Below are 21,555 nucleotides of genomic sequence, written 5' to 3'. Positions count from 1 at the left end.
TCCTCAGAGGCGTTCTACAGGCGCGGAGCAGGATCGGATGCGCAGACGACATAGGAGGCAGGCGTCGCCCTCCAGCTGCGCAGCGCTTCCGCATACTCCCGTACCTCGGGAAGTTTGCGCCACTTGTTCGCCTGCTGTTCCAGTTCGTGCGCTCGCTGCACGACAGACCGGATAGGACGGCTGCTGCTCGCGCGCAGCGCAGTCTGGCCGAGCGCCATTGCCTGCTCCACGTCCGGCTGCTGTTGCTGCAAGACCGCCGAGGCGACGTCGAGCGCCACCAGGGCCCGGCTCCACGCGGAATCCGCGCTGTCGATATGGGCGTCCACCTGCTCGGCATAGTGCAGAACCTTGGTCACGTCGCCGAGAGACACGTACGCCGTGGCGACATTTGCGAAGGTTCGTGCGCGGCCGTAAGGAGCAAAGGAGATGCACGGCGTCAAGCCCTCGGGCGTGACGAACCGGTCCGCGAGTTCCAACGCCTGCTGTGCCGTACGCTCAGCGGCTGCCCGCTCTCCCTGCTTACTGAGAGCGCGGGCGGCCCCATTGGCCAGCAGCCGGATCGTCTGCGGACTGTCTGGGGCATGCTCGACACCGGCCATGGCGAAATCGTGGGCTTCGGCGTACCTGCCGTCGTAGTACGCCTCCAGGGACTGCGTGCCACGCACCCACGCCACCAACGAGCTGTCCTCGACCTCCGTGGCCAGTTGCAAGGCTTCGGCTGAATAGCTGCGCGATGTCGGCAGGCGGCCGGCGTTCACGGCCATGTACCCCAACAAGCCGGAAGTCATGGCTGCCAGGGCATAGAGCTCGCGGCGTTGCCGTGGGTGCTGGGAACCGGAGAGGAGGCTGTGGAGGAGGCCCCGGATCTCGACGGCACGGGGAGCCAGAGCTTGTGGGCCGACAGCTTCGTAGCGTTCCACGAGGTCATCGAGGCTGCCACGTAACGTGATCAGGGTCGCGTCGTCCACATTGACGGATGCCATGCTCTGGGCGCGCCGGACGATAGCGAGCGGATCCTCCCACTCGATTTGTAGCTCGGCTGTAGGCGTCGATGGTGCCTCCGGACGCCGGTGGGCAGGCCGTCCTGGCAAAGGGAGCGCCACTAGGTGGCCAGGAACGCCAAGGCCGCCGAGGAACTCGACGGCCTTGGAGATGTTCGTGAGTTTTCGCGCACCGGACTCCAGCATGGACAGGTACGCCTGGCTCAAGCCGGTGAGCGTCGCGATGTCCTCCTGGCGAAACGAAGTACGTTCACGAATCAGGCGGCTGGCAAGTCCGAAATCCCAAGCGGCCAAGGCGCCTTGCACTCCCGGATCACGCCAGACATGATCCGGGACTCGGAGGGCCGGCGGAGCATCGTCCTGGGCGAGGCGCATGCATGCTGAGCACAGCTGGCCCTCGTTGTATCGGCTCAGCCGGCAGGCGCAACGCGCGCACTGACGCCCCTCATCAACAGACATGCAGGGTGCTCCTCGGCGTGCTTGCGGATGGATCGTGACGCCCAGCGCTTCGATACGCACTCAGTGATATCACCGTTCGGATGTGCGCGGTCCAGAGTCCCCTCGCATCCTTTGTTGAGTCCGCACAAGTCGCCATCCAATAAACCGTTTTGCGCCATCGGGGGCGTCGACATCGAGGTCCCCGCAACGGTCACCCAAGCATCAGCCAGTCCGCCGCGGAGCGACGTGAACGTCGCCTCCCAGAGCCTGGGGAGAGAGCTGGGAAGGGCTGATTCTTGGTGCTCGGCCAGTAGCAATCCGCCCATCGGTCGCCCCGCAGCATCCACGCACGCAGCTGCGGGGACGGCCACCCCAGAGAAGCGGTGGAGCCGGAGCGGCTCATCACACAGACCCACCGCTTCCGTCAGGTCCCCGACCTCTTAACGCCGGTCACGGGCTCGCTTTGGGAGGCCCCAACCAATGGAGAAACAGAGATTGGAACCGAACGGCCCGAGTCAATTCCTGGGGATACCTATGACGCCCGGCAACTCCAGGGCGGGTCAGTTGAGGCGGCTGCATTTCCACACGGCGGTTTGAAGGGTTGTCGTGGCTCTTAACATCTCCCTGCTTCTTGTGCTGTTGACCGTCGTGGTGGTGCTGATCCGCCAGAAGGTCATCAAGGTGGTTCCTGCCCTGATCTGCGCTGTTATGGGCTTTGAGGCAGCCACGTCCCGGGCGGGGCCCTCGATCGCTCAGGGCATCACGAGCGTCGTCGGCATGATCGGGCGCATTCATATCTAGACCGGCCGTCCCGGGGCTGCCTGCTCCTGGTCGCATCCCCCGTTGCGCTATGCGTGTACGGCGCCCCGGGGCGGTCGCCCATCCCCGCTGATGTCTCCATCGAGGAATCAAATGACGAACGAAACGCAATGGGTGACGGAATTGCTGCGGGCGCCAGCCCCTATTGCCGTTCCGGCGCGACCGATGACGTGGCTGGCCCTTCTACATCGTTCGCAGGTCGAGGTATCGCCTGCAGGGATGCGCTGATGCGTGCGCAGGAGAGAGCGGACCGCGGAGAGATCCGGCCGCAGATGCACCCGGCGGGGTTGGACGACGACCTGCGGGTGGCGCTGGAAGAGGTGAGGGCGGGCCGGTGGAGGCCGATGCGGGATCTGCTGGCAGCTTCAGGGACGGATTGGGAGTTGCGAACGTCGCGTTCGCAGGTGTTGGGGACGGCGGCGGCGCGCTCGCATGTGGTGCGGGTCTGGCTGGTGGAGGAGCCGTACAGCGCAGACGCGGTGATGATGCGGGCGCGGGTGGCGGTCGAGCGGGCGTTGCATGCTCACCGTTCCGGTCATGACAGTGCGCAGGATTTCGCCCGCGAGGCTCGTAAGGCGGCCTTGGCTGCTGCGGAGCGGCTGGAGCGGGATCCGGTGCCGTGGGTGTGCCTGCTGGCGCTGGCGCTGCTGGATGGGGACCAGCTGCTGGATGAGCACCGGTGGAGGGCGCCGGAGCCGATGCTGCCGGCCGGGCCGTGGCGGTTGATGCATCGCGTCTATCAGCGAGACCGGTTCAACAGGGAGGCTCATCATCGGATGCTGCAGGTTCTTCTTCACGCGCGAACCGGTGGGTCGGCGGCGGCGTTGCAGTTCGTGCACTGGGTCGGCTCATGGGTGCCCCGAGATTCGGGTTCGTCGCTGTTGGTGCTGCCGTTGTACGCGTATGCGGAGCACTACCGGGCCCGCCGTGAGCAGGGTGCTTACGACGCCGTGGCGCACTGGCAGTGGCGAGGTGAACCGGTGGTCCTCGATGTGCGCCGGGCCTACCAGGGCTGGTTCCAGCAGTCGCATCCGGTACGGCGCTCGGTTCTCGACCTGAACTATCTAGCCCACGCGCTGTGGGCCGGGCGCCAGTACGAGCAGGCTGCGCGGGTCTTCGCTGAGCTCGGCCCGCACGCGGCCCGGCAGCCATGGGGCTACGTCTCCGACGACCCTCATGATCCCGCAGCAGTGGCAGCCGGGTTCACGCACGCCCGCGCTCAAAGCCTCGCGGTCGCCGGCAGCCCGCCGCCACGTGCTGACCCCCGCCGCTGAACAGCTACAGGACCTCGCTCGCTCCGTTCGTCGTTCTCTTTGTGGAGGTAGCTTCCGTGCCCGCTATGCAAAAGTCCGCCAGTGCTCAACTGGCGGACGATGATGACCTGTTGCGTGATCTTGGCTATGAGCCGGAGCTCAGTCGCAAGATGGGTCTGTTCGGCAACTTCGCGATCTCCTTCAGCGTGATTAGTGTGTTGTCAGGATGTATGACGCTTTATGGATTCGGGATGTCGACGGGCGGCCCGGCGGTGATGCTGTGGGGCTGGCTTGCGGTCGGGCTGATGGTCATGTTCGTCGGCGCGGCGCTGGCGGAGGTCACGTCGGCTTATCCCACCTCGGGCGCGCTGTACTACATGGCCGAGCGGCTCGGCGGCCGTAAGTGGGGCTGGTACACCGGCTGGCTGAACCTCCTCGGTCTACTGGGAGCAATTGCCGGGATCGACTATGGGGCGGCGCTGTTCGCAGGCGCGTTCGCGAATCTGCAGTGGGGCTTTGCCCCGACGCCGGCCAAGACCATGGTGATCTACCTGGTGATCCTGGCGGTGCACGCGACGCTGAACCTATTCGGGGTGCGGCTGGTGACCGTACTGAACTCGATCTCGGTGTGGTGGCACCTGGGCGGGGTCGGGGTCATTGCTGGAGCTCTTACCCTGGTCCCGGCCCATCACCAGTCGCCGCATTTCGTGTTCACCAGCTTCGTCAACACCACGGGCTGGACGAGTCACTGGTACGTCCTCGGCCTCGGCTTGCTCATGGCCCAGTACACGTTCTGCGGGTACGACGCCTCCGCACACTTGTCAGAGGAGACCACTCAGGCGCAGGTCAGCGCACCGCGCGGGATCATGCGGGCGATCGGCTGGTCATGGCTGACCGGGTTCGTCCTCCTGACTGCTCTGACTTTCGCGATCCAGAACTACGCCAGCACTCAGGCATCGGCGACGGGGGTGCCACCGGCCCAGATCTTCCTCGATGCGCTCGGTGCCTCGGGGGCGAAGGCCCTGCTGCTGGTGGTGATCGCGGCGATGCTGTTCTGCGGGAACGCCGAGGTCGCCGCGACGTCCCGGATGGTGTTCGCGTTCAGCAGGGACGGGGCGCTGCCGGGCTCCGCGTGGTGGAGGCGGGTCAGTGGTCGCACCGCGACACCAGTTCGGGCGGTGTGGCTGTCAGTCGGGGTGGCCGCGCTGCTGGCGGTGCCGTCGCTCTACAGCCCGGTCGCCTATGGGGCGGTGACCGCGATCAACGTCATCGGGATCACCCCCGCGTACGCTATACCGATCTTCCTGCGGCTGCGGGCCGGACGCCGCTTCACGCCCGGGCCATGGAATCTGGGCCGGTGGGGGATGCTGGTGGGCTGGATCGCGGTGGTGTGGGTGGCGTTCGTGACGGTGCTGTTCTGCCTGCCACAGACCCGCCCTGGGCGCGGTCTGGTGACGGTGCAGTCCTTCAACTACGCCCCCATCGCCCTGCTGGCGGTCTTGCTGCTGGCGACCGTGTGGTGGTGGACGGCCGGCCGCCGCACCTACGAGGTACCGACCCTGGCTGGCGCCCGGGAAATGGCCCAGTACGCCGACGAGGTCGTGTAATGCGCGACGAGACCGGGGCTGGGAGCGGCGGGCTGCTGTCGCCGGAGGAACTGAGCGCCCGCACCGAGGCGGGTGAGATCACTGTGGTCCAGCTCGGGCTGCCGGATCTGCAGGGCCGGCTCAAGGGCAAGCTGTATGACGCCCAGCACTTCCTGGCCGAGATCGCGGACCGCGGTGCGGAGGTATGCGCGTACCTGGTGGCCACCGACGTCGACATGCAGCCGGTCGACGGCTACGCCCTGGCGTCCTGGGCGAACGGTTACCCGGACCTGCGCCTGGTCCCGGACCTGGCAACGGCCCGGATGCTGCCCTGGCAGCACAGCACCGCCCTGGTGCTGGCCGACGCCGTCCACGCCGGCGGCCGCCCGGTCGCGGTGGCAGCGCGGGAGGTGCTGCGCCTACGTCTCCGACACCTCGGGGTCATGGGAGAACTCCAACGTCTGGCACCTCACGACCCGCAGCGGCGCCACGTGGTACCTCAAGCAGCACCCGTCGCGGAAATTCCACACCAGGGAGGTCACCGCCTACGCTCAGTGGACACCCGCGCTGGGGCCCGGCCGGACACCCGAACTGGTGGCCGCGGACCCGGCGCTGTCCGCGGTCACTCTCACCGCACTGCCCGGCATCAGTCCCACTGACCGACCACTTCCGCCAGACCGGGAGCGGGAGGTCCACCGACAGCTCGGGCAGCTGCTGAGCCCCTTCCACACCAGCGACCCGCCCCACCCTCCGGTGGGCGCGGGTGCCGCGACGAGCACGGTTGAACGGAACCTGGCCGTCGCCCGGCTACATCTGGTGCCGGGCGACGAGACCATCATCAGGCAGCTCGCCACCCGCCTCACCGCGCTGGCACCCCTGCCGGAGGTTCCCACCCACGGCGACGCCCAGCTCCGCAAAATCGTATGGAAGGCCGAGACCAGGATTGTGGGCATCTTTGACTTCGAGAGGGCGGAGTACGGACCCGCCGTCCGCGATCTCATCCGTCTGGAGTACGGCCCGTGGGAAGGCCGCGCCGCCTTCTTCGTCGGCTACGGACAGGGCCTGACGAGGCTGGAGACAAGCGTGCTGCACGCGACGGCTGCGCTGGACGCGTTGAGCGGCATCGCCTTCGGCATCACCGCTGGCGACCCCGAGGTCATCGAACGCGCCCACCGCACCCTGCGGCGACTGCGGACGGACAGCGGCCTCTGATTCGCCTGGCCCATCTCTGCTACGACTGGCTACGGGCCTCAGGACCGGGGGCGGGCGCCGATATGGGTGGTATCGCCCGCCGTCAACCAGACTCGGGTCTGACATCGTCCTCGCCCAGGAACTGAAACGTTGGAATGCGTCCACCCCGTCAGGAATGAGTAGGTCCCTTTCGGCGAGGCGGCTTCGTGACGCAGGTGCCGGCGGATTCCTCGCGCCTCAATAGGGCCACGACGGGGGCTCCACGCAGGGCGTCCGCAGGCATTCGCCCACGGCAGACAAGAAGGAACTCCAAAGGACTGGAAACCTCCGCCGGAAGCATGCCAACGTACAACGTCCGGAAAATACCGGCCAGTTGCTGCAGCTGCTCGCGGCGGGATCCGAATGATTCGGAATCCCGCCACACCAAGCTGCCTCACTGGCCTGGTCCCTACCCAGAAGGCGCACCCGCCTGAATCCGCAATACGATCCGCTGGCTCCATTTCCCTCGTTCTCGTTGTGCTCGGCGCTCTGGATGCCTGCTCCGGCCAAGGGTCGGGGGACTACGCCGTCGCGTTCGGCGTTCTGTGCGTTTGTTCATGCGCGGCCAGCCTGTGCGGCGACGACATGCTGCAACGCGGCGATCGTCGCGACCGTGCCGCCCACGCACATATCGCGGTGCATTCAGGAGCTGCAACCCGGCAGGTTGCATGGGGTGTTGCTGTGCCCGAGCGTGTCCTGGTGTGAAACCTTGACCGCCTCATCGAGGACAGTCTGCTGGTGCTCGTTGCAGATAACGAGACACCGGCCCTCCGCTCATACAACTTGGCTTCCTGACCGAGCCCAGCGAGAGGCCGTCGGATCCGGCGTGGCGCGCAACATAGACGACGATCGCCGGTTAGCCAAACCGGCGATCGCCGCGACCATTGAGGAGTTCGCGTCGGCTGCGCTTGGAGGTGGAGCCGTAGCGGACGCAGGGGATCGCGCCGGAGCTCAGAAGTCTGTGAGAACGGCACTGTCCTCTGCTGTCCAGATGACCGCGGTGCCCGTCGCTGAACCGCAACGGCACCTCTGCCGATGGAGAGCGACGTTATGCGAGTTCGGCCGAATGGCTTCGTCGAGATAGACGGTCAGGTGGCGCGTTGACCGCCGGGGGCAGCAATCGCCTACTGACTCCGGAAGAGGTGGCCGCATGGTTCCAGGTCAGCGAGATCACCGTGAAGAACAAGTACCGGGTATGGGGGCTCAAGGCGCAGAAGGTCGGCCGCCTCCTGCGATTCCGTGAGCGAGACATCCTCGCCTACCTCGAAGACCACTACGGGTAAGGGCTGCTTTGCCATGCCCTAGAAAGCGAAGGGCACTAGATGGCTACAGTCTTCCAGCGATGCAAGTCCGACCCCAAGGTCGCCACGTATCCGTGCACGAAGCCGCGGTGTGGACATTCGTGGACGGTGCGCTACCGGGAGCCGGGCGGCAGGACCGCGCGTCAGCGGGAGAAAACCTTCGATAAGAAGACGGGACCGAACGGAGCCGACGTCTTCGCCGCGAGGGTCGAGTCCGACAAGGACGAGGGCCTCTACATTGACCCTAACGCGGGAAAGATCACGGTCCGCGCCTATGCCGAGGACTGGCTCGCTCGCCGAATCATCGGGGAGTCCACGTACTCAAATTACAAGGGGTTTATTGACAACCATCTCATACCGAGGCTCGGACGTAAGACGCTCGCCGGGGTGTCGAAGAGCGACATCGAGCACTTCAAGGCGGGCATCGCCAGGGAGCTAGCGGCCAGCACGGTCTACGACCGTATGAAGATGGTGAAGCACATCTTCTGGTCCGCGAAGGAGGAGAAGCGGATCCGGGAGGATCCGACCAAAGACGTGAAGAACGCCCCCGGAAACCACGCGGTCGACGAGGACGAGATTCCCACGCTCCCCGAGGTCCGCCTCCTGCATGAGCACATGTCTCCTCAGTACAAGCTGACGGTCTGGCTCCAGGCCGGGGTGGGCCTTCGGGTCAGCGAGGCGCTGGCATTCCACGTCGGGTGTCTCCGGAACGACGTGATCCGCGTCCGCTGGCAGATCAGTTCGAAGGCGCACCGCGAGGACTGCAAGACACGCCTCGTCCCCCTCAAACACCGCGAGGAGGGGGAGTACCGCGACGTGCCCGCCGCACGCTTCCTCTGCGACGAGATCGACGCCCACGAGGGGCTGTGGAAGCCGATCCCGCTCATCTTCCAGAGCGCAGCGGGGAAGACCCGGCAGGTAGAGGTGTTCTTCGCGCCCCGGGAAAGGGGTAAGGGGATCATGCCTACTGCCAACACATACTCGTACCACTTCAGGAAGGCGTGCGTGGCGGCCGGGCTGGTGGACGCCGAGGGCAAGCCGAAGTACCACCCGCACTCGCTGAGGCACTTCTTTGCTTCGACAGCGCTGGCGGCCGGCATCCCGATCCACGAGGTCTCGCGCTGGCTCGGCCACAAGTCGATCAAGACCACGGTCGACATCTACGGGCACTTGGTTCCGGAGTCGTGGGACCGTTGCCGGGGCATCATGCAACTGGCCTTGGCCGAGGCGACCTGAGTGACGCCTGTGCTGGGATGCCTCCCGCGCTGGGATGGTGCGGGGATGCCGGTGAGGGGCCCCGTGCTGGTTGGTGGGGCGCAGCTTCGCGATGGGGGAGCGGGTGCCGTCGGGGGACCTGCGCTCACTCTTCTTCGCGGCCTCGAAGGCTCTCGCGAGAATGATTCAATAGGGTGGCGGGCTGCGAGCGCAGCCCGATCGCGGATTGGACCCGTTGGGGGCGAATAGGTCCGACGAGGGTTGAACTGGACGTTCCGCAGGGCGGGAGTCATTCGAGCAATGTGTGCCCGGGCGCGTCGGCGGTGACGATCACGCCCGGTGCGCTGTTCACGTCGCCTGTCCCTTTTCGGGACAGACGCCTTGTCCCTTCTCGGGACGCGGCGGTTGTCCCTTCTCGGGACAGAGCTCGTGCGGTCCGCCGGGGTAGCGCTTGATCTGCTTGCGGATGTGCTCGCGGGAGAAGTCCAGGTGCGCGCGGTGGCGACCGCGACGAGCGCGGCCAGCGGCAGGCTGAACGAGGTGAGCAGCACGCTGGACTTCGCGTCGGTGCGGGAGGAAGCGCGCGGGTTCCTGGAATCCTGAGCTTTGGCGAGCCGGAAACTGCATGTCAGCTGATGGCTGTGGTGGTCCCACGCGCGGGTTCGCCGTGGGTGACGGGATCCGGCTTCCCGAGCATTCGTCGTACCGCATCCAACTGGTTAGCCCGCAGGCCAGTGTGGGTTCGGCATGCCGTCATTGCTCATGTGCGCCCGCCGCCAGATCTCCTGCCAGCCGTACGGGATCTCCGGCACGAGCCGGTGCCGCTGCCCGCACGGGCATGGCACCGGCGCCCACGCACACCCACGGCACAGCTCGACCCAGCCGTGCCCGGTCGAGTCCGGCTCCAGCGGACGTGACCCGTGGTCAACTGCCCCCTGTTCGAGGCCGAAACGGTGAGCGTCGCTGTCGACCTGACCGTCCGCGCCCTCCGCAAGGTGCGCGGGAGCGACGACGAGGCGTAGATCGGCACAGGCTGCAGGCCGCGTCCCCTGGCGGGGCGCGGCCACCGCGATCCGAAGACCTTCCGGCTGCGCCCCGACGCGTTGCTGTAGACCGCGGCTTCCGGTCAGGCGGGCTCTGCGGGAAGTACAGAGCTCCACACCGGCCCCCACCTACGCTGCAACGCCGCCGTGGTGAGAGCACGCCCCTTGCTTGCCGATCGAATCCGACGACGTACCGTCAGCGCAGCGTCCAGAGGTGAACTTCTCCTCGCGCGCCGCAGGCTCGTCGAGCTCCGTGGGCTCGCTGGACTCGATGTCCTCCGTGATGTGTCGCTTGGTGGCGTGCTTGAGGAGCACGAAGCCCACGAAGGCAGCCGCGGCGCCAACGCCGATGATGGCCTCCTTGTTCCTCTTGATAAGGCCCTTCACACGCTTGGGGACGGACGTGGTCTCGCTGGCCTCGTCGATGGGCTCGGCGATCTGCTTGGTCATAGCGGAAACTTATCGGATACGTCGGGCCAGTGAGCCGTTTCAACCTGACGGATGGTTGGGCGGATGGCCCCGGCGGCGGGCATGAAGAGAGCTCCTGGTAGACGGGTTCACGACCAAGATAACCAGTCCGGTAGGGGCTTACGCGTGCGGTCCGTGTCCCGTTCCGGGGCAGGAATCTGCGCGGCTGGAGCCGGCGTCCCAACCGGGTCACGCCAAGATCCGCAGCCTCGGCGAACGCAGCATGGCCACCCTCAAATGCTGGCGTCTCCGAAGGAAGCTCGGCTGCAGCTCCACCCGGATCACCGCCGTCATCCGTGCCGTCGTCACCCTCGAACTCGCCACGTGATCAAGATGAAAAAGGCTCAATCTCAGAACAGATGGCACTGGCGGCGGTGCTGGAGCGCCCCCGGGCCGGAACACGCCGATCGAGGTGGTGGGAGTCCGAAGCCAGGTTGCCAAGCCGACCGTGTCCGGCGAGAGAGCCTCCCAGGTGGCCGCGTCGCCCGCGCGCCTGGTCCGAATTCGCCGGCCTGGGCCTGTTGCCGCCACCGGCCAGGTCTCGCCATTGTGGCCGGGGGGCGATCCCCGTCCCGTCCGCGGTGACGCTGCCGACGGTGACGAGCCCACTCAGGGGGTGACTGTGCAGCGACAGGGGAAGTGAGCGGGCGAGCATGCCGCGGCGGACGGTGACCTGCTTTTGGACTGCCTTGACGGTTACCCCGACTCATCTCACGCCGGGGTCGAACGTCAAGGTCACAGCAGGTACGAGAAGCGCAGTGCCCCGCCCTCCTCGCGGTAGCGGCCCTGGCCGCGCTTTCCGTAGGGGTTGGGGAGCATCTGGATGGCCATCTTGTGAGGAGTGAGGGCGTGTGTAACCACCAGGAGGCGCCAACGGTCGTTGCCCGCGTGCTGGCGGGCCGCGCGGACCTCGCTCTCTCCCAGCTCGAAGCGGCCGCCTTCGCCCCCGGTCGCCTTCACTTCGTACAGGTAGGGCCGGCTGCCGGAGCCGACCCGGAAGTCGAAGCCGAGGCCGTCGTCGCCGGACGGACCGGGGAAGGCTTTGCGGCGGTTGCCCGACACCCAGCCGGTCTCGTCCATGCGGTCCGGGTAGCGCGCACACAGCAACTGGTACACATACCATTCGCCCACGTACCCGATGGCCTCCCGCTGGGCCGTGGTCAGCCCGCTGTCCGTGCCACCCCCGTACCGCCATCCGCGCGTGCGACCGGTGGCCTGGGCGCGCCCGGTCTGGGGACGGGGATCTGTGAAGCGGAGCGGCCCGAGGGCGGTGATGCCCGGCGCCGAGCCGCTCTGCAGGACCCGGTCGAGTTCGCGGGTGAGGGCGGTGAAGTCGCCTGAGTGCACGTCGAAGGCGCGGCCTCCGAAGGAGATTGACCGTCGTTTGCGTTCCCGTTCGCGGCGCTCGTGTTCCGCCGCGTTGCGCACCCGGTCCAGGTCAGCCTCGGACAGCCCGTGCAGTTTGGGTTCCGTCGCCACTGCCATCCCGTGGGGCCACTGGCCGAGGGCCGCCAGCCAGGAGACGACGTCGGTGGGGGACAGAGGGCGGAAGTCCAGCGCGCCCGCGGCCTCCAGCCGCGTGGTGACCTCCTCGGCGGGCTCGGATCCGGTCAGGGCCGTGGGCAATGGGTGTCCGGCGGCCCTGACCAGGACCGCGAGGTCTGCGGCCAGGCCGGTGATCGTACGGTGGTTCGCGCCGCGTACCTGGTCGAGGGTGGGCAGGCGTTCACCCGACCGTGGCAGCGGGCGCCCGAGGCGCAGCGCCAGCTGCTCCTCCACGAGCGCCAGCAGGATCCCCGTGTCGGCCGTGTCCAGGGTGTATTCCCATTCCTCCGGCGCGGTGATCCAGTCCAGGGTCCGGATCGAGGGCCAGTCGGGCATCGGGCTGCGCGCGTCGAAGTCCTCCAGTACCGCCCAGCGCAGCCGGTCGACGAGGTCCTTCTTGTGCAGATCAAGGTAGGTGCGGAGCGCCTCTTCGTGCTCGTCGGCGTGGCTGACCGGTTCCTGGGGTGGGTTCATCGCGCGCAGGGTGTCGTTCAGTTCGGCGAATCCAATGCCCAGGTCACGCCTCAGTTCGTCCGTACGGCGGGCCGCGCGGGCCCTGGCGATGAACTCGGATACGGGGACCGGGAGCTCGGCGGCGTGCTCATCGAGGTGAGTCTGGAACTCCCGGGTATCGCTCGGAGGCGGCAGGAGGAGTGAGTTCGCCGTCTCCGTGCCGAGCAGGTGGACGAGGAAGGGCCGGCAGCGCTCCAGGACCACGCCGATGGCCCCATCGATCCGGCGGCTTGTCTCCTCGACCTGGTGGGCCGTCACTTCCAGGGCGTCGGCGAGCTCTTCCTGGCCCGGGTCGCGCAGGTCGGCGTGGCGGGAGGCGAGCTGGTGAGCGGCGAGGCGCAGCCGGTCGCCGAATTCCCGCCGTCCCAGCAGCTCGGCGACCGCCACCACGATGCGGGTGGTCTCAGGCCAGCCCGGCTCTCCTGCCGGGGCGAGGACGAGCGGATGCTTCGGATCGGGGAGCGGCAGCACTCCGCCGAGGCGGCCTGGCAACGTCACAGGCTGGCCGTCGAGTTCGATATGCCAGGAGCGGTAGCGGTGCAGACGTACGCTCCGGACCAGGGACGTCAGCTCGCTCAGTTCGGCCTCACTCGCCCGCGGGCCGCGCGCCAGGTGGTCGGAGAGGACGCCCACGGCCAGCGTGAGCCAGGGCAGCCGCTGGACCAGCGGCTCCCCCATGGACGCGGGGTCGACCCGTGCGCCGTCCACGGTCACCGTGAACATCAGGTCGTCGGTGTGCCGGACGGTGGCGGGGTGTTCGGCCGCCAGTAGCTCGGCGGCCTCCGCCGAGACACCCGGAAGGGTGAGCAGGGGGCGTTCCATCTCCCGTATCAGCAGGGGCGTCAGGCTGTCGCGTTCACCGCTGACGTAGAGCACGGTCTCGGCATCACCGTCGCCATCGTTCTCCCCGCCGTCCAGGGCGGACAGCGGTACGCTGATCAGCCGGTTCCCGGACTCGGCGAGCAGACTGGCGCCCTCGGGCAGTGCGGGATCGGGCCCCCGTACGAAGTGCCTCCAGGCGCGTTCGTTGGCGCGCTGCGCTGCGGGCCGGTCCTCGGCCCCCAGCGCGCCCTCCGCCGAGAGCTGTCCCAGCGCGGCGATGAGGCGGGCGCTGTCGCGGGCGTCGTCCCAGGTCGGCAGGCGCATCTCCCGCAGGCGGTCGCCCGCCTTCCCGCGCTCCAGGAGGTGGCGCAGCCGATGGTCGATGGTCGGCGCGTAGGAGGGCTCTTCTTCCAGCCCGGGCGGGCAGTGCCAGGCGTCGGCCGGCCGGAAGAACCGGAAGGCCCGGTCGCGGCCACGCACCGGGAGCCACGGCTGCTCCCGGACGAAGGCGCCGAGCGGGGTCGGGACCCGTTCTGTGTCCGGGGAACTCTGGCTGCCGGCACTGGTCCAGACACTGGTGAACCTTTCGTCCTCCCAGCTGGACAGGCCGTGCAGGACGAGCCGTGCGTACGCCAGTTGGGCCTCCCGCCCGAGACGTCCGACGACGTCCTGGCCGGGAAGCCGCCAGGCGGGCGTTCCCCGGTACGGCGTCCGGGGGTAGTAGGCACCGGACCAGTTGCGGACGTACGGCTCCCACTGCTCCTGCACCTCGGAAGACACCTTCGCCATGCGGACCAGCTGCCGAGCGGTGAGGTCCCGGCCTTGGTCCACCCGGCTCGAGGCGTCGAGGGACGTGACCGGGACCAGCCCGTCGGCCACCCCGGCCTCCAGCAGGAACACCCGCCACTCCTCAGAGGTGATCTCGCCCCGCTTGGCGAACTCCTCGGGCGCGGCGAGGATGCGTCTGGCGATCGCCTTGAGGCTCTTCGACACGTCCTGGCCGGCGGCGACCACCGCCGCCAGGTCCTCACCGACGGACGCGCGGCCCCAGCCCCGGCCGAAGACGGCGCCGCTCGCCCTGATCAGCTGGCCGTCCGCCGACGGCACGTACAGCCCGAGCGAGGAGATCTCCGTCCCGCCCAGCGAGCGCCGCGGCTGCCACAGCCGGAAGACGAACCGCAGCGTCTGGAGCCGCAGTCGGAGATCGGTGCTCGCGCTGAGCGCCTGCCGGACGTGGTCCAGCAGGCCCCTCGTGTCGTACGGCCGGACGAGCCCCTCCTGCTCGAAGAAGTTGCGGGCGGCACGCCCGTGCGTACGCTCGCCGCGGTCCTTCCAGACCAGCCCCGGGTGCAGGGAGAACAACCGCTTGCCGAGCAGGGCGGGGACGGACGGGGCCTCGGTCTGGTTCGCCTCCGTACGCACCGGCTGGAAGAACGCCTCGCGGGTGCCCTGACGACTCGGCTTGCCCTGCGCGCGTGTACTTGTGCCCCTCCCCGCTCTGTCGAGGGGACGGTTGGTGTGCTGCAGTGTGCAGTCCTCCGAGAGAAGCAACCGCCTGCCCTGCAGGACGTGCCCATTGTCCTCGAAGAGGTCGGCCAGATCCTCGTACAGCGCGCTCCACTGCTCGTCGGGGGACTCACCGGGCCGGGGGAGGGGAAGGCCCCCGACGATCCGTTCCACATATTCGGCGAGGATCTCGGGGCCTGGCTCCCACGGGCACGCGAGGGCCTTACACAGGGTGGCCAGCCGTTTCAGCCGGTCGCCGCCGATCTCGGGGTCCGCCACCACGATGCCGGCCTCGTGCGCGTGGTGTGTCGTGAGGACTGTCAGGTCGAGGTCTGGCCACAGGACCGCCCCCTGGGGCGGGGCCCATCCCGCCGCCGGCGAGGCATCGTCCGCGGCGAGGACGGGCACGAGCGGTACGTCGGCGAGTTCGCTCCCGTGCACGCGCCGGGCCGCCGCGCGAAGCCGCCCCGCCGAGCCTTTCTCGCTCTCCCAGCTCACCATGTCCACGGCCAGCTGCCGCATGGAGGGCTCGGGCAAGGTACGCAGTATCGCGGCGGCCGCCAGACAGGTCTCGGCGACCGCATCGAGCAGCAGCACGTTGAGGGGGTTGTCGGAGGGAAGCCCGGTGCGGTCGAATTTGGTGAAGAACGGGGCGTTCATGTGCCCCGGGAACGGCGCGGCCTGGTCCTCGCCCATCGGCAGGAAGGTGTAGGTCTGCCCGCGTCGCGGTCGGCGCGGGGCGGGCAGCGGGAGCGCGACTTCGACGACGGCGGACCGCTTCCACTCCTGCCACGTGTCGTCGAGGAGACCAGAACTCACAGCATCGGCGAGCGTGCTGTTCAGCCGTTCCCTCTCCACTGTGCCCCGGGCTACGAGAAAGCTGCCGGACGGCCCCAGGTCCACGGTCGCAAAAGAGACGGGGGGTCCGTGCCTGGCACCGTCCTGCGCCACCGCGAAGCGCTCCTCGGAGCGGGTCAGCTCATGCCGCTTATATGCCTCGTGGCGGTCGCCAAGCTCGCCTTCACCGTCGGCCCGCCGTTCCAGCGTCAGGCCAGCGAGCCGATCGAGGAACAGCATCACGGGTACCTTCGCCTCCGCGAGTTCGTGCATACGCAGCCGGACCTCGGCCCGGGCGGCCTCGTTCAGCAGGGGCAGCCGGACGACGGTTACGTACCCAAGGGCGGCGAGCTGCCGACAGGTCGCCGGCACGTCGTTCAGCGGCAGAGGTGCCTGGAGCGGCGGATACTTCTCGGCCACCTCGTGGGCGTTTTCCTCGCTGGCGAGGAACTCCTCCACGTCGGCCTTCGCTGCGAAGCGGAAGCAGTACCCATCCAGTTCCGGACCGAGTGGGCTGTCGGGGTCTGCGCTGTAGATCTCTGGCGTGTCGCTGATCAGCAGGATGCTGCGGAAGCCGACGCCCTTGTTCCCGATGCCCTCGCCGACCTCCTTCGAGCTCTGCGCGAGTTCGCAGATCTGCTTGACGTTCTGCCAAGTGAAGGGGGTTCCGCCGTTGGCGACGTACAGCGTTCCCCACTCGCCTTCCGCCTCGTCCAGCAGGACGTGGACCCGTCCGTCGCGGCGGTTCCTCGGATGCGCGTCGTAGCCGTTCTGGAGCAGCTCGAAGAGCGAGCGGCCGGCGTACTCTCGCGCACTCGTGTACGACACGGCGTTCACCTGCCGTGCCATGCGCAGGACTTGCTCCGACCGAGCCCCCTCCAGCACGGACCGGCCGTACTCCCGCAGCTGCTCGGCCCGGGCGTTCCTCGCCATGGTTCTCCCCTTACCTCAGCGTGATGAGGACGCTATCCCGCCGCACCGACACCGGGGGGCGCGAGGGGCCACAGTGTGGAGCGTGGCTCGAAACTGAGCTCGACGTCTGGGGGTGCCAGGCTGGGCCGGCACGGGCTGCCGAGCGCCTGGGGCCGTTGCCGTACGGCAGAACGTAACGCGGCCGACGCCCCTCATCGCGGCGGACCAGGCTGAGGGGCCGACCGAATCGGGTGTTAGCACCCAGCGATGGGTTGAGGGGCGGGCCGGTGGGGCGTCTGAGCTGCACATTGCTGGGATGGAACGCCCGTGCTGGGATGGTGCTGGGATGACCCGCCTGACAGCACCGTTTTCGCAGGTGAGAGCCTTGTGTTCGACGTTCCGCTTCAACGTCTGATCGGTTCGTTACCGCAAGCTGGGTTGCTCGTCAGGTTCGCAGGTGGCAAGGGGTCGACTCTTTCGGGAGTCGACCCCTTGCCGGTTCCCGTGCTGGCATCGCCCTCTTCTCCACAAGGCCCTCGGGGCCCAGCGGTCGGATGGCGGCGCGCGAGCGTGGCCAGCGTTGCCAGGTCGCCGGCGGTGGTGGGGGCGAAGCCGTGCACGACGACCGGTGGTCCGCCGTAATCGGACAAACTCCGTGCCCAGCTCGCCCAACTCGACCGGCGTGCGGACGAGTTGGGCAACGCCCGGCCCTGCGGCGGGCGATCACGACCACAGAACAGGCCGGATGACCACACGCCGTCCGGACGACGTCAGGACGTGAGGGGCTCGGGTGCCGGGGCTGAGGTGGTGGGTGCGGTGGTGGTCGGGGCGGGTGTGGGGGTCGTCGAGGTCGACGGCGAGTGGGTCGGGGTCGGCGAGGGGGAGTGGGTCGTTGTCGAGGAGTGCGGCGACGGGGTGGCCGAATGCGTGGTCGTCGGCGGGGTGGAGGTGACGCTGCCCGGACGGTTCGTCAGGGTGTCCGTGGCGCCCGTGTCGCCCCTCGGGCGCTTGAACCACTGGTCCGTCTGCGCGTCGTAGAGGACGAACGCGTCCACGTCCTTCTTCGCGTCCGCCACGGTCACCACCTTGGCCGGGTCGTAGGACGGCCATGCCTGTCCGGTCGTCTTCGCGTTCTGCGCGGGTGCCGGCGACTGGAGCGGGTTGCCGCAGGCGCAGCGTACGCGCGGCTCCCCGCGGTCACCGACCAGGACGGCGGTGCCGGTCTGCAGCACGGACTGGAAGGCGGTGGCCTTGCCGTCCTTGAAGCCGTGATTGGTGACGCTGGTGTCCATGCGCAGCTGTACGGGCGTCAGGGAGCGCAGATAGGCGGGGATTTCGGACGGCTCGATGCCTTCGACGCCGGCGAAGGCCTTGGCTTTCGCCGCGTCGCCCGTCAGGAAGTCGATCTGCCGTTCGACGTCACAGCTCGACACCTTGAGCGTGCCGCCGTACAGGCCGGGCGCCGAGCCGTCCGCGGTGCTGGTGCCGTCCGTCCCGCTGGACAGCAGGCTGGGCATCGGGCTGGCGGAGGCGGGCTCCGAGGAGTCCTTCGCCGTTGACTGGGTGAAGGGGGCGGTGCCCGCGGCGGCTGCCGGCTGGAGCAACAGCTCGGGGCCCGTGCTGTCGGAACCGCTCGTGTCGGCGGACTTCTTGTCCGGACGGGTGAGGAAGACGACCAGGGCCACGGCCGCGACCAGGACGACCGCGATCAGGGCGACCCGGGGCGCGGACCGCCACCAGGGCCGGTGGTCTCCCGGGCCCCCGCTCCCGTCCCCGCCGCCTCCGCCGCCCCGGCCGCCGCTCCCGTCCTCGGGGCCGCCCGGCGAGCCGCCCTGCCCCGACGGGGCGGGCTGCTGCCGGGGCATGGCCTGCGTCGGGTCCGACGGGCGCGGCGCGGCGAGCGGGCCCGACGGTGGGCCGGTCGGGTGGCTTTCGGGGGGCGGTGCAGATGTCACGAGTCCCTCTTCCGGCGCGCGGATCGTCCGGCGCAGTGAGAAATTTGCCCAGTAATCATCAGTTTTGGTCCATTGTGTGATCCGGTGCACTGTCGCCCGCAAGTTCTGCATCGCCTCCGTTCCCGGCAGGAGACAGCGTGAGTCAGCCGCGAAGCCCCGTTCCCAGCGCCCTCCGGGTCTGGGGAGAGGCCCTCGCCACAGCCGTGGCGGGGACCGCCGTCATGCTCGTCGTGGCCGCCCTCGGCCTGTGGGCGGCGGGCGCGGGCGACCTTCCCGGCGGCGCGTTCCCCCCGGTGGTCGCGGCCGTGGTCGTCATGGCGGTCGGCGGCTCGGTCGAACTGTCAGGTGACGCCGGGTTCCTCGCCCGGACGGACGCCGCCATCGACGTCATTCCGCTGTCGGTGACGCTGGCCGGCTCCCTCGTGACCGCCGTCGTCTTCCTGCTGCCGCTGCGCGCGAGGGCGGTGACCGACGTCGGAGAGCTGCTCGGCCGGGTCGCCCGAACGGCCGTGCTCTGGCTGCTGCTGCTCCTGCTGCTCGCCCTCGCGGCCCGCCACACCTTCAGCATCCCGGTGGGCAACGGCATCGAGCAGGACCTCGGCGAGGCGCTCGGCGCGACGCCACAGGTCGGATTCCGCGCGGACGTCCCCCCGACCCTCGGATTCGGCCTCCTCTGGGTGCTGGCCGTGCTCGCGCTCGCCTTCCTCGTCTCCCGGAAGGCACCGCTGCCCTCCCGGCTGCTGCACTTCCAGAACTCCGTCCGGCCGCCGGCCTTCGCGATGCTGCTGGTGCTGCTCGGCTATGTGGTGATCGGCCTGATCGCCGGGCTGGTCACCCTGATCACACGGGGCCATCCGGCTGAGACCGTCGCCGTCCTGCTCCTCGGCCTGCCGAACCTGGTCTGGATCGCACTCGGCCTCGGCATGGGCGGAACGTGGGAGGGGCACGTGGACCAGGCCATCGGGCTGCCCATGCCGCACGTGCTCGACCAGGTGCTCCGCAGCAAGGGCGTGGACCGGACGCTCGACATGAGCTCGCTCGCCCAGTACGACGGCCGGGCCTGGCTGCTGGTGGCCGTGGCCGCCGTGGCGCTGCTCGGCGCCGGGTTCGTCGCGGCGGTACGTTCCCCGGTCCGGACGCCGGCGTGGCGGCACGCCGTCGACATGGCCGTGGCCTCGGCCGTCGCCCTGCTCCTCGTCGGACTGACCACCCGGATCTCCGCGCGCTACGGGCTGTCCCTGATCGGCATCGGAGACCTCGGCGGCGGTCTGGGCGGAGAGGTCTCCCTGGAACCGCACCTCTTCCTGCTGGTCGTCCTGGCGGCGCTCTGGGGGCTGGTCACCGGGTTCCTCGGCAGCCTGCTGGCCCGGCACGTACGCCATCGTCCGGGTGATGTGAAGGACGCGACGGCGGACTGAGACGGGCAGGGGGCTGTCGTGGCCGCGACGTGACGGGCGGTGAACGTCAGCCGGAGCGGGCCGGGAACACCGGCGCGGCCCAGCCCGGTGGTGGCGGCGGAGCCGCGGTCCGCTGCCGCCGGCCGTCCGCCTCCGCGCCGCCACCCGAGTTCACCCGGGTGGCGGCATGCTCGGCCGGCGGAGTCCCCGCCGTCCCCGGCCGGCCGCTCCGGCCGGCGGTCCGCAGCGCCGTGACGAACCCCCGGCAGGTCTCGTAACGGTTCTCGGGGGCCTTGGCCAGGGCCTTGCCCAGCACCGCGTCCACGGCCTGCGGCAGGCCCGGCCGCAGCTCGGACAGGCCCGGCGGCGAGTCGTACTGGTGCGCCCAGAGCAGGGCCATGTCGTCGTCGCGGCGGAACGGCGGCGCCCCGGTCAGCATCTCGAAGACCACACAGCCCAGGCTGTAGACGTCGCACCGGCCGTCCACCGGCCGGCCCGAGATCTGCTCGGGCGCCACGTAGTCCAGCGTGCCCACGAACTGCCCGACGCTGGTGAAGCCGGTCAGCGACAGCGACTTCTTCGTCAGGCCGAAGTCCGTCAGATAGGCGTGCTCGGGACGGTCGCTGTCGGTGCCTTCGGCCAACAGGATGTTGCCGGGCTTGACGTCCCGGTGCACGAGGTCGTGCGCGTGCGCGGCGTCCAGCGCCGAGGCCACTTGCAGGGCCACCCGGCAGGTGGCCTCGAGGGACAGCGTCCCTTCGCGGTCGAGCAGCGCCCGCAGGTCCCTGCCCTCGACGTACCGCATGGCGATGTAGAGCACGCCGTCCGTCTCACCGGCCTCGAAGATCGGCACGATGTGCGGATGGTCGATGGCCGCCGCCACCCGCGACTCATGGGCGAAGCGCTTGCGGAAGTTGTCGTTGCGGGCGAGTTCCGGCGCCAGCACCTTCACGGCCACGGTCCGGCCGAGCCGCAGGTCCCGCGCCCGGTAGACGACCGCCATACCGCCCCGGCCGATCTCGTCCTCCAGCTGGTACTCCGCGATCCGGTGTCCGCGCAGTCCGGAGTCGGGTGAGGGGTCCCGGCTGGTCACCGGGGCTCACCGAACCGCGTCGGCGGATGGTCGGCCGACGGGACGACACGGGTCTTCCCGGCGGCCGGGGGCCCATCGGCGAACCTCGTCTTCTCGGCGACCCGGGTCTCGTCGGCGCCGGCGGCCGCCTCTTCAGGAGGTGCGGCCCCGCCGCCTCTGTCCGCGTTCCCGTCGCCACCCCCGGCCGACGGCCGTTGCGAGGCGGCGAACGTCCGCAGCGACACCCCGTCGCAGTAGCACCACCGCTCGTGGCGCTGGTCGTAGAGCCAGACCGCCTCGCCGTCCACGACCACACCGACCCGCATGCCGCGCGTGCGCTCCCGGAACTCCTCGCCGTCCAGCTGCCCGGCGCCCAGTTCCTCGACCAGCCGCCGGTAGCGGCCCACCTCGGCCTCGACGGTGGCCAGCAGCGGCCGGGGGTCGGCGGTCCGGGCGGACGGCTGCCCGGCGGCGGGCGGTCCGTGCGGGACCGACAGCAGCAGCCGGCCGTCCACCCACGCCGACCACCCGTTGGAGCACAGCGCCAGCGCCCAGTCCCCCCGGCGGTCGACGACCTGGACGGGCAGCAGCGGGTCCAGCGGGCCGCTCGGCTGCGTCGCGTCCGGTGCCGACCAGGTCATC

General features: G+C 69.2%; 14 protein-coding genes and 1 pseudogene. 9 read left to right on the top strand and 6 right to left on the bottom strand.

The window, feature by feature from the left end:
* Positions 1-14 precede the first annotated feature (14 nt).
* Positions 15-1,460: a helix-turn-helix domain-containing protein gene (locus tag G3I60_RS44585; RefSeq protein WP_203672904.1), complete on the bottom strand. Its 1,446-nt coding sequence runs from the start codon at positions 1,458-1,460 to the stop codon at positions 15-17.
* Between the two features lie 585 nt (positions 1,461-2,045).
* On the opposite strand from G3I60_RS44585, the gene G3I60_RS14510 reads away from it, so the two are divergent.
* From G3I60_RS14510 to G3I60_RS46390, 7 genes are all read left to right on the top strand, one after another.
* Positions 2,046-2,240, top strand: a complete 195-nt coding sequence (locus G3I60_RS14510; protein WP_164295317.1) for a DUF2304 domain-containing protein — start codon at positions 2,046-2,048, stop codon at positions 2,238-2,240.
* A gap of 245 nt (positions 2,241-2,485) precedes the next feature.
* A complete protein-coding gene (locus tag G3I60_RS14505; RefSeq protein WP_239069820.1) occupies positions 2,486-3,532 on the top strand; it encodes a hypothetical protein in 1,047 nt (348 codons plus the stop codon).
* Between the two features lie 65 nt (positions 3,533-3,597).
* Positions 3,598-5,118: an amino acid permease gene (locus G3I60_RS14500; protein ID WP_164295316.1), complete on the top strand. Its 1,521-nt coding sequence runs from the start codon at positions 3,598-3,600 to the stop codon at positions 5,116-5,118.
* Positions 5,119-5,253: 135 nt separating this feature from the next.
* Positions 5,254-6,309 carry an aminoglycoside phosphotransferase family protein gene (locus G3I60_RS14495; RefSeq protein WP_164295315.1) on the top strand — a complete coding sequence of 352 codons (1,056 nt, stop codon included), beginning with the start codon at positions 5,254-5,256 and terminating at the stop codon, positions 6,307-6,309.
* Positions 6,310-7,427: 1,118 nt separating this feature from the next.
* Positions 7,428-7,610 carry a helix-turn-helix domain-containing protein gene (locus G3I60_RS14490; protein ID WP_164295314.1) on the top strand — a complete coding sequence of 61 codons (183 nt, stop codon included), beginning with the start codon at positions 7,428-7,430 and terminating at the stop codon, positions 7,608-7,610.
* A 126-nt stretch (positions 7,611-7,736) separates the two neighbouring features.
* Complete coding sequence (locus tag G3I60_RS14485) at positions 7,737-8,864, top strand: site-specific integrase (RefSeq protein ID WP_343241297.1); 1,128 nt, start codon at positions 7,737-7,739, stop codon at positions 8,862-8,864.
* Between the two features lie 447 nt (positions 8,865-9,311).
* Complete coding sequence (locus G3I60_RS46390; RefSeq protein ID WP_275405952.1) at positions 9,312-9,446, top strand: hypothetical protein; 135 nt, start codon at positions 9,312-9,314, stop codon at positions 9,444-9,446.
* A 569-nt stretch (positions 9,447-10,015) separates the two neighbouring features.
* Here G3I60_RS46390 and G3I60_RS14480 read toward each other — a convergent pair.
* On the bottom strand, positions 10,016-10,336 hold the full coding sequence (locus tag G3I60_RS14480) for a hypothetical protein (RefSeq protein WP_164295312.1): 321 nt from the start codon (positions 10,334-10,336) through the stop codon (positions 10,016-10,018).
* Positions 10,337-10,536: 200 nt separating this feature from the next.
* Here G3I60_RS14480 and G3I60_RS45410 point away from each other — a divergent pair.
* A pseudogene (locus G3I60_RS45410) lies at positions 10,537-10,682 on the top strand (IS5/IS1182 family transposase); the annotation flags it as partial.
* Positions 10,683-11,089: 407 nt separating this feature from the next.
* On the opposite strand, the gene G3I60_RS14470 reads toward G3I60_RS45410, so the two are convergent.
* Positions 11,090-16,510 carry a sacsin N-terminal ATP-binding-like domain-containing protein gene (locus tag G3I60_RS14470; RefSeq protein ID WP_164295311.1) on the bottom strand — a complete coding sequence of 1,807 codons (5,421 nt, stop codon included), beginning with the start codon at positions 16,508-16,510 and terminating at the stop codon, positions 11,090-11,092.
* Between the two features lie 749 nt (positions 16,511-17,259).
* Complete coding sequence (locus tag G3I60_RS14465; protein WP_164607186.1) at positions 17,260-18,444, bottom strand: DUF6777 domain-containing protein; 1,185 nt, start codon at positions 18,442-18,444, stop codon at positions 17,260-17,262.
* A 137-nt stretch (positions 18,445-18,581) separates the two neighbouring features.
* On the opposite strand from G3I60_RS14465, the gene G3I60_RS14460 reads away from it, so the two are divergent.
* A complete protein-coding gene (locus G3I60_RS14460; protein WP_164295309.1) occupies positions 18,582-19,862 on the top strand; it encodes a streptophobe family protein in 1,281 nt (426 codons plus the stop codon).
* Positions 19,863-19,908: 46 nt separating this feature from the next.
* Here the strand turns inward: G3I60_RS14460 and G3I60_RS14455 are convergent, their stop codons facing one another.
* Both G3I60_RS14455 and G3I60_RS14450 read right to left on the bottom strand, forming a co-directional pair.
* Positions 19,909-20,934, bottom strand: coding sequence for a serine/threonine-protein kinase (locus G3I60_RS14455; RefSeq protein WP_164295308.1), 1,026 nt, complete (start codon positions 20,932-20,934; stop codon positions 19,909-19,911).
* Positions 20,931-21,554 carry a hypothetical protein gene (locus G3I60_RS14450; RefSeq protein ID WP_239069834.1) on the bottom strand — a complete coding sequence of 208 codons (624 nt, stop codon included), beginning with the start codon at positions 21,552-21,554 and terminating at the stop codon, positions 20,931-20,933. The genes G3I60_RS14455 and G3I60_RS14450 overlap by 4 nt, the downstream gene beginning before the upstream one ends.
* Between the last annotated feature and the right edge of the window lies 1 nt (position 21,555).

The organism is Streptomyces sp. SID13666 (genome assembly GCF_010548325.1).
GTDB lineage: Bacteria > Actinomycetota > Actinomycetes > Streptomycetales > Streptomycetaceae > Actinacidiphila > Actinacidiphila fildesensis.
The sequence above is the reverse complement of the archived record's forward strand: the minus strand, read 5'-3'. Positions and strand labels throughout refer to the sequence as shown.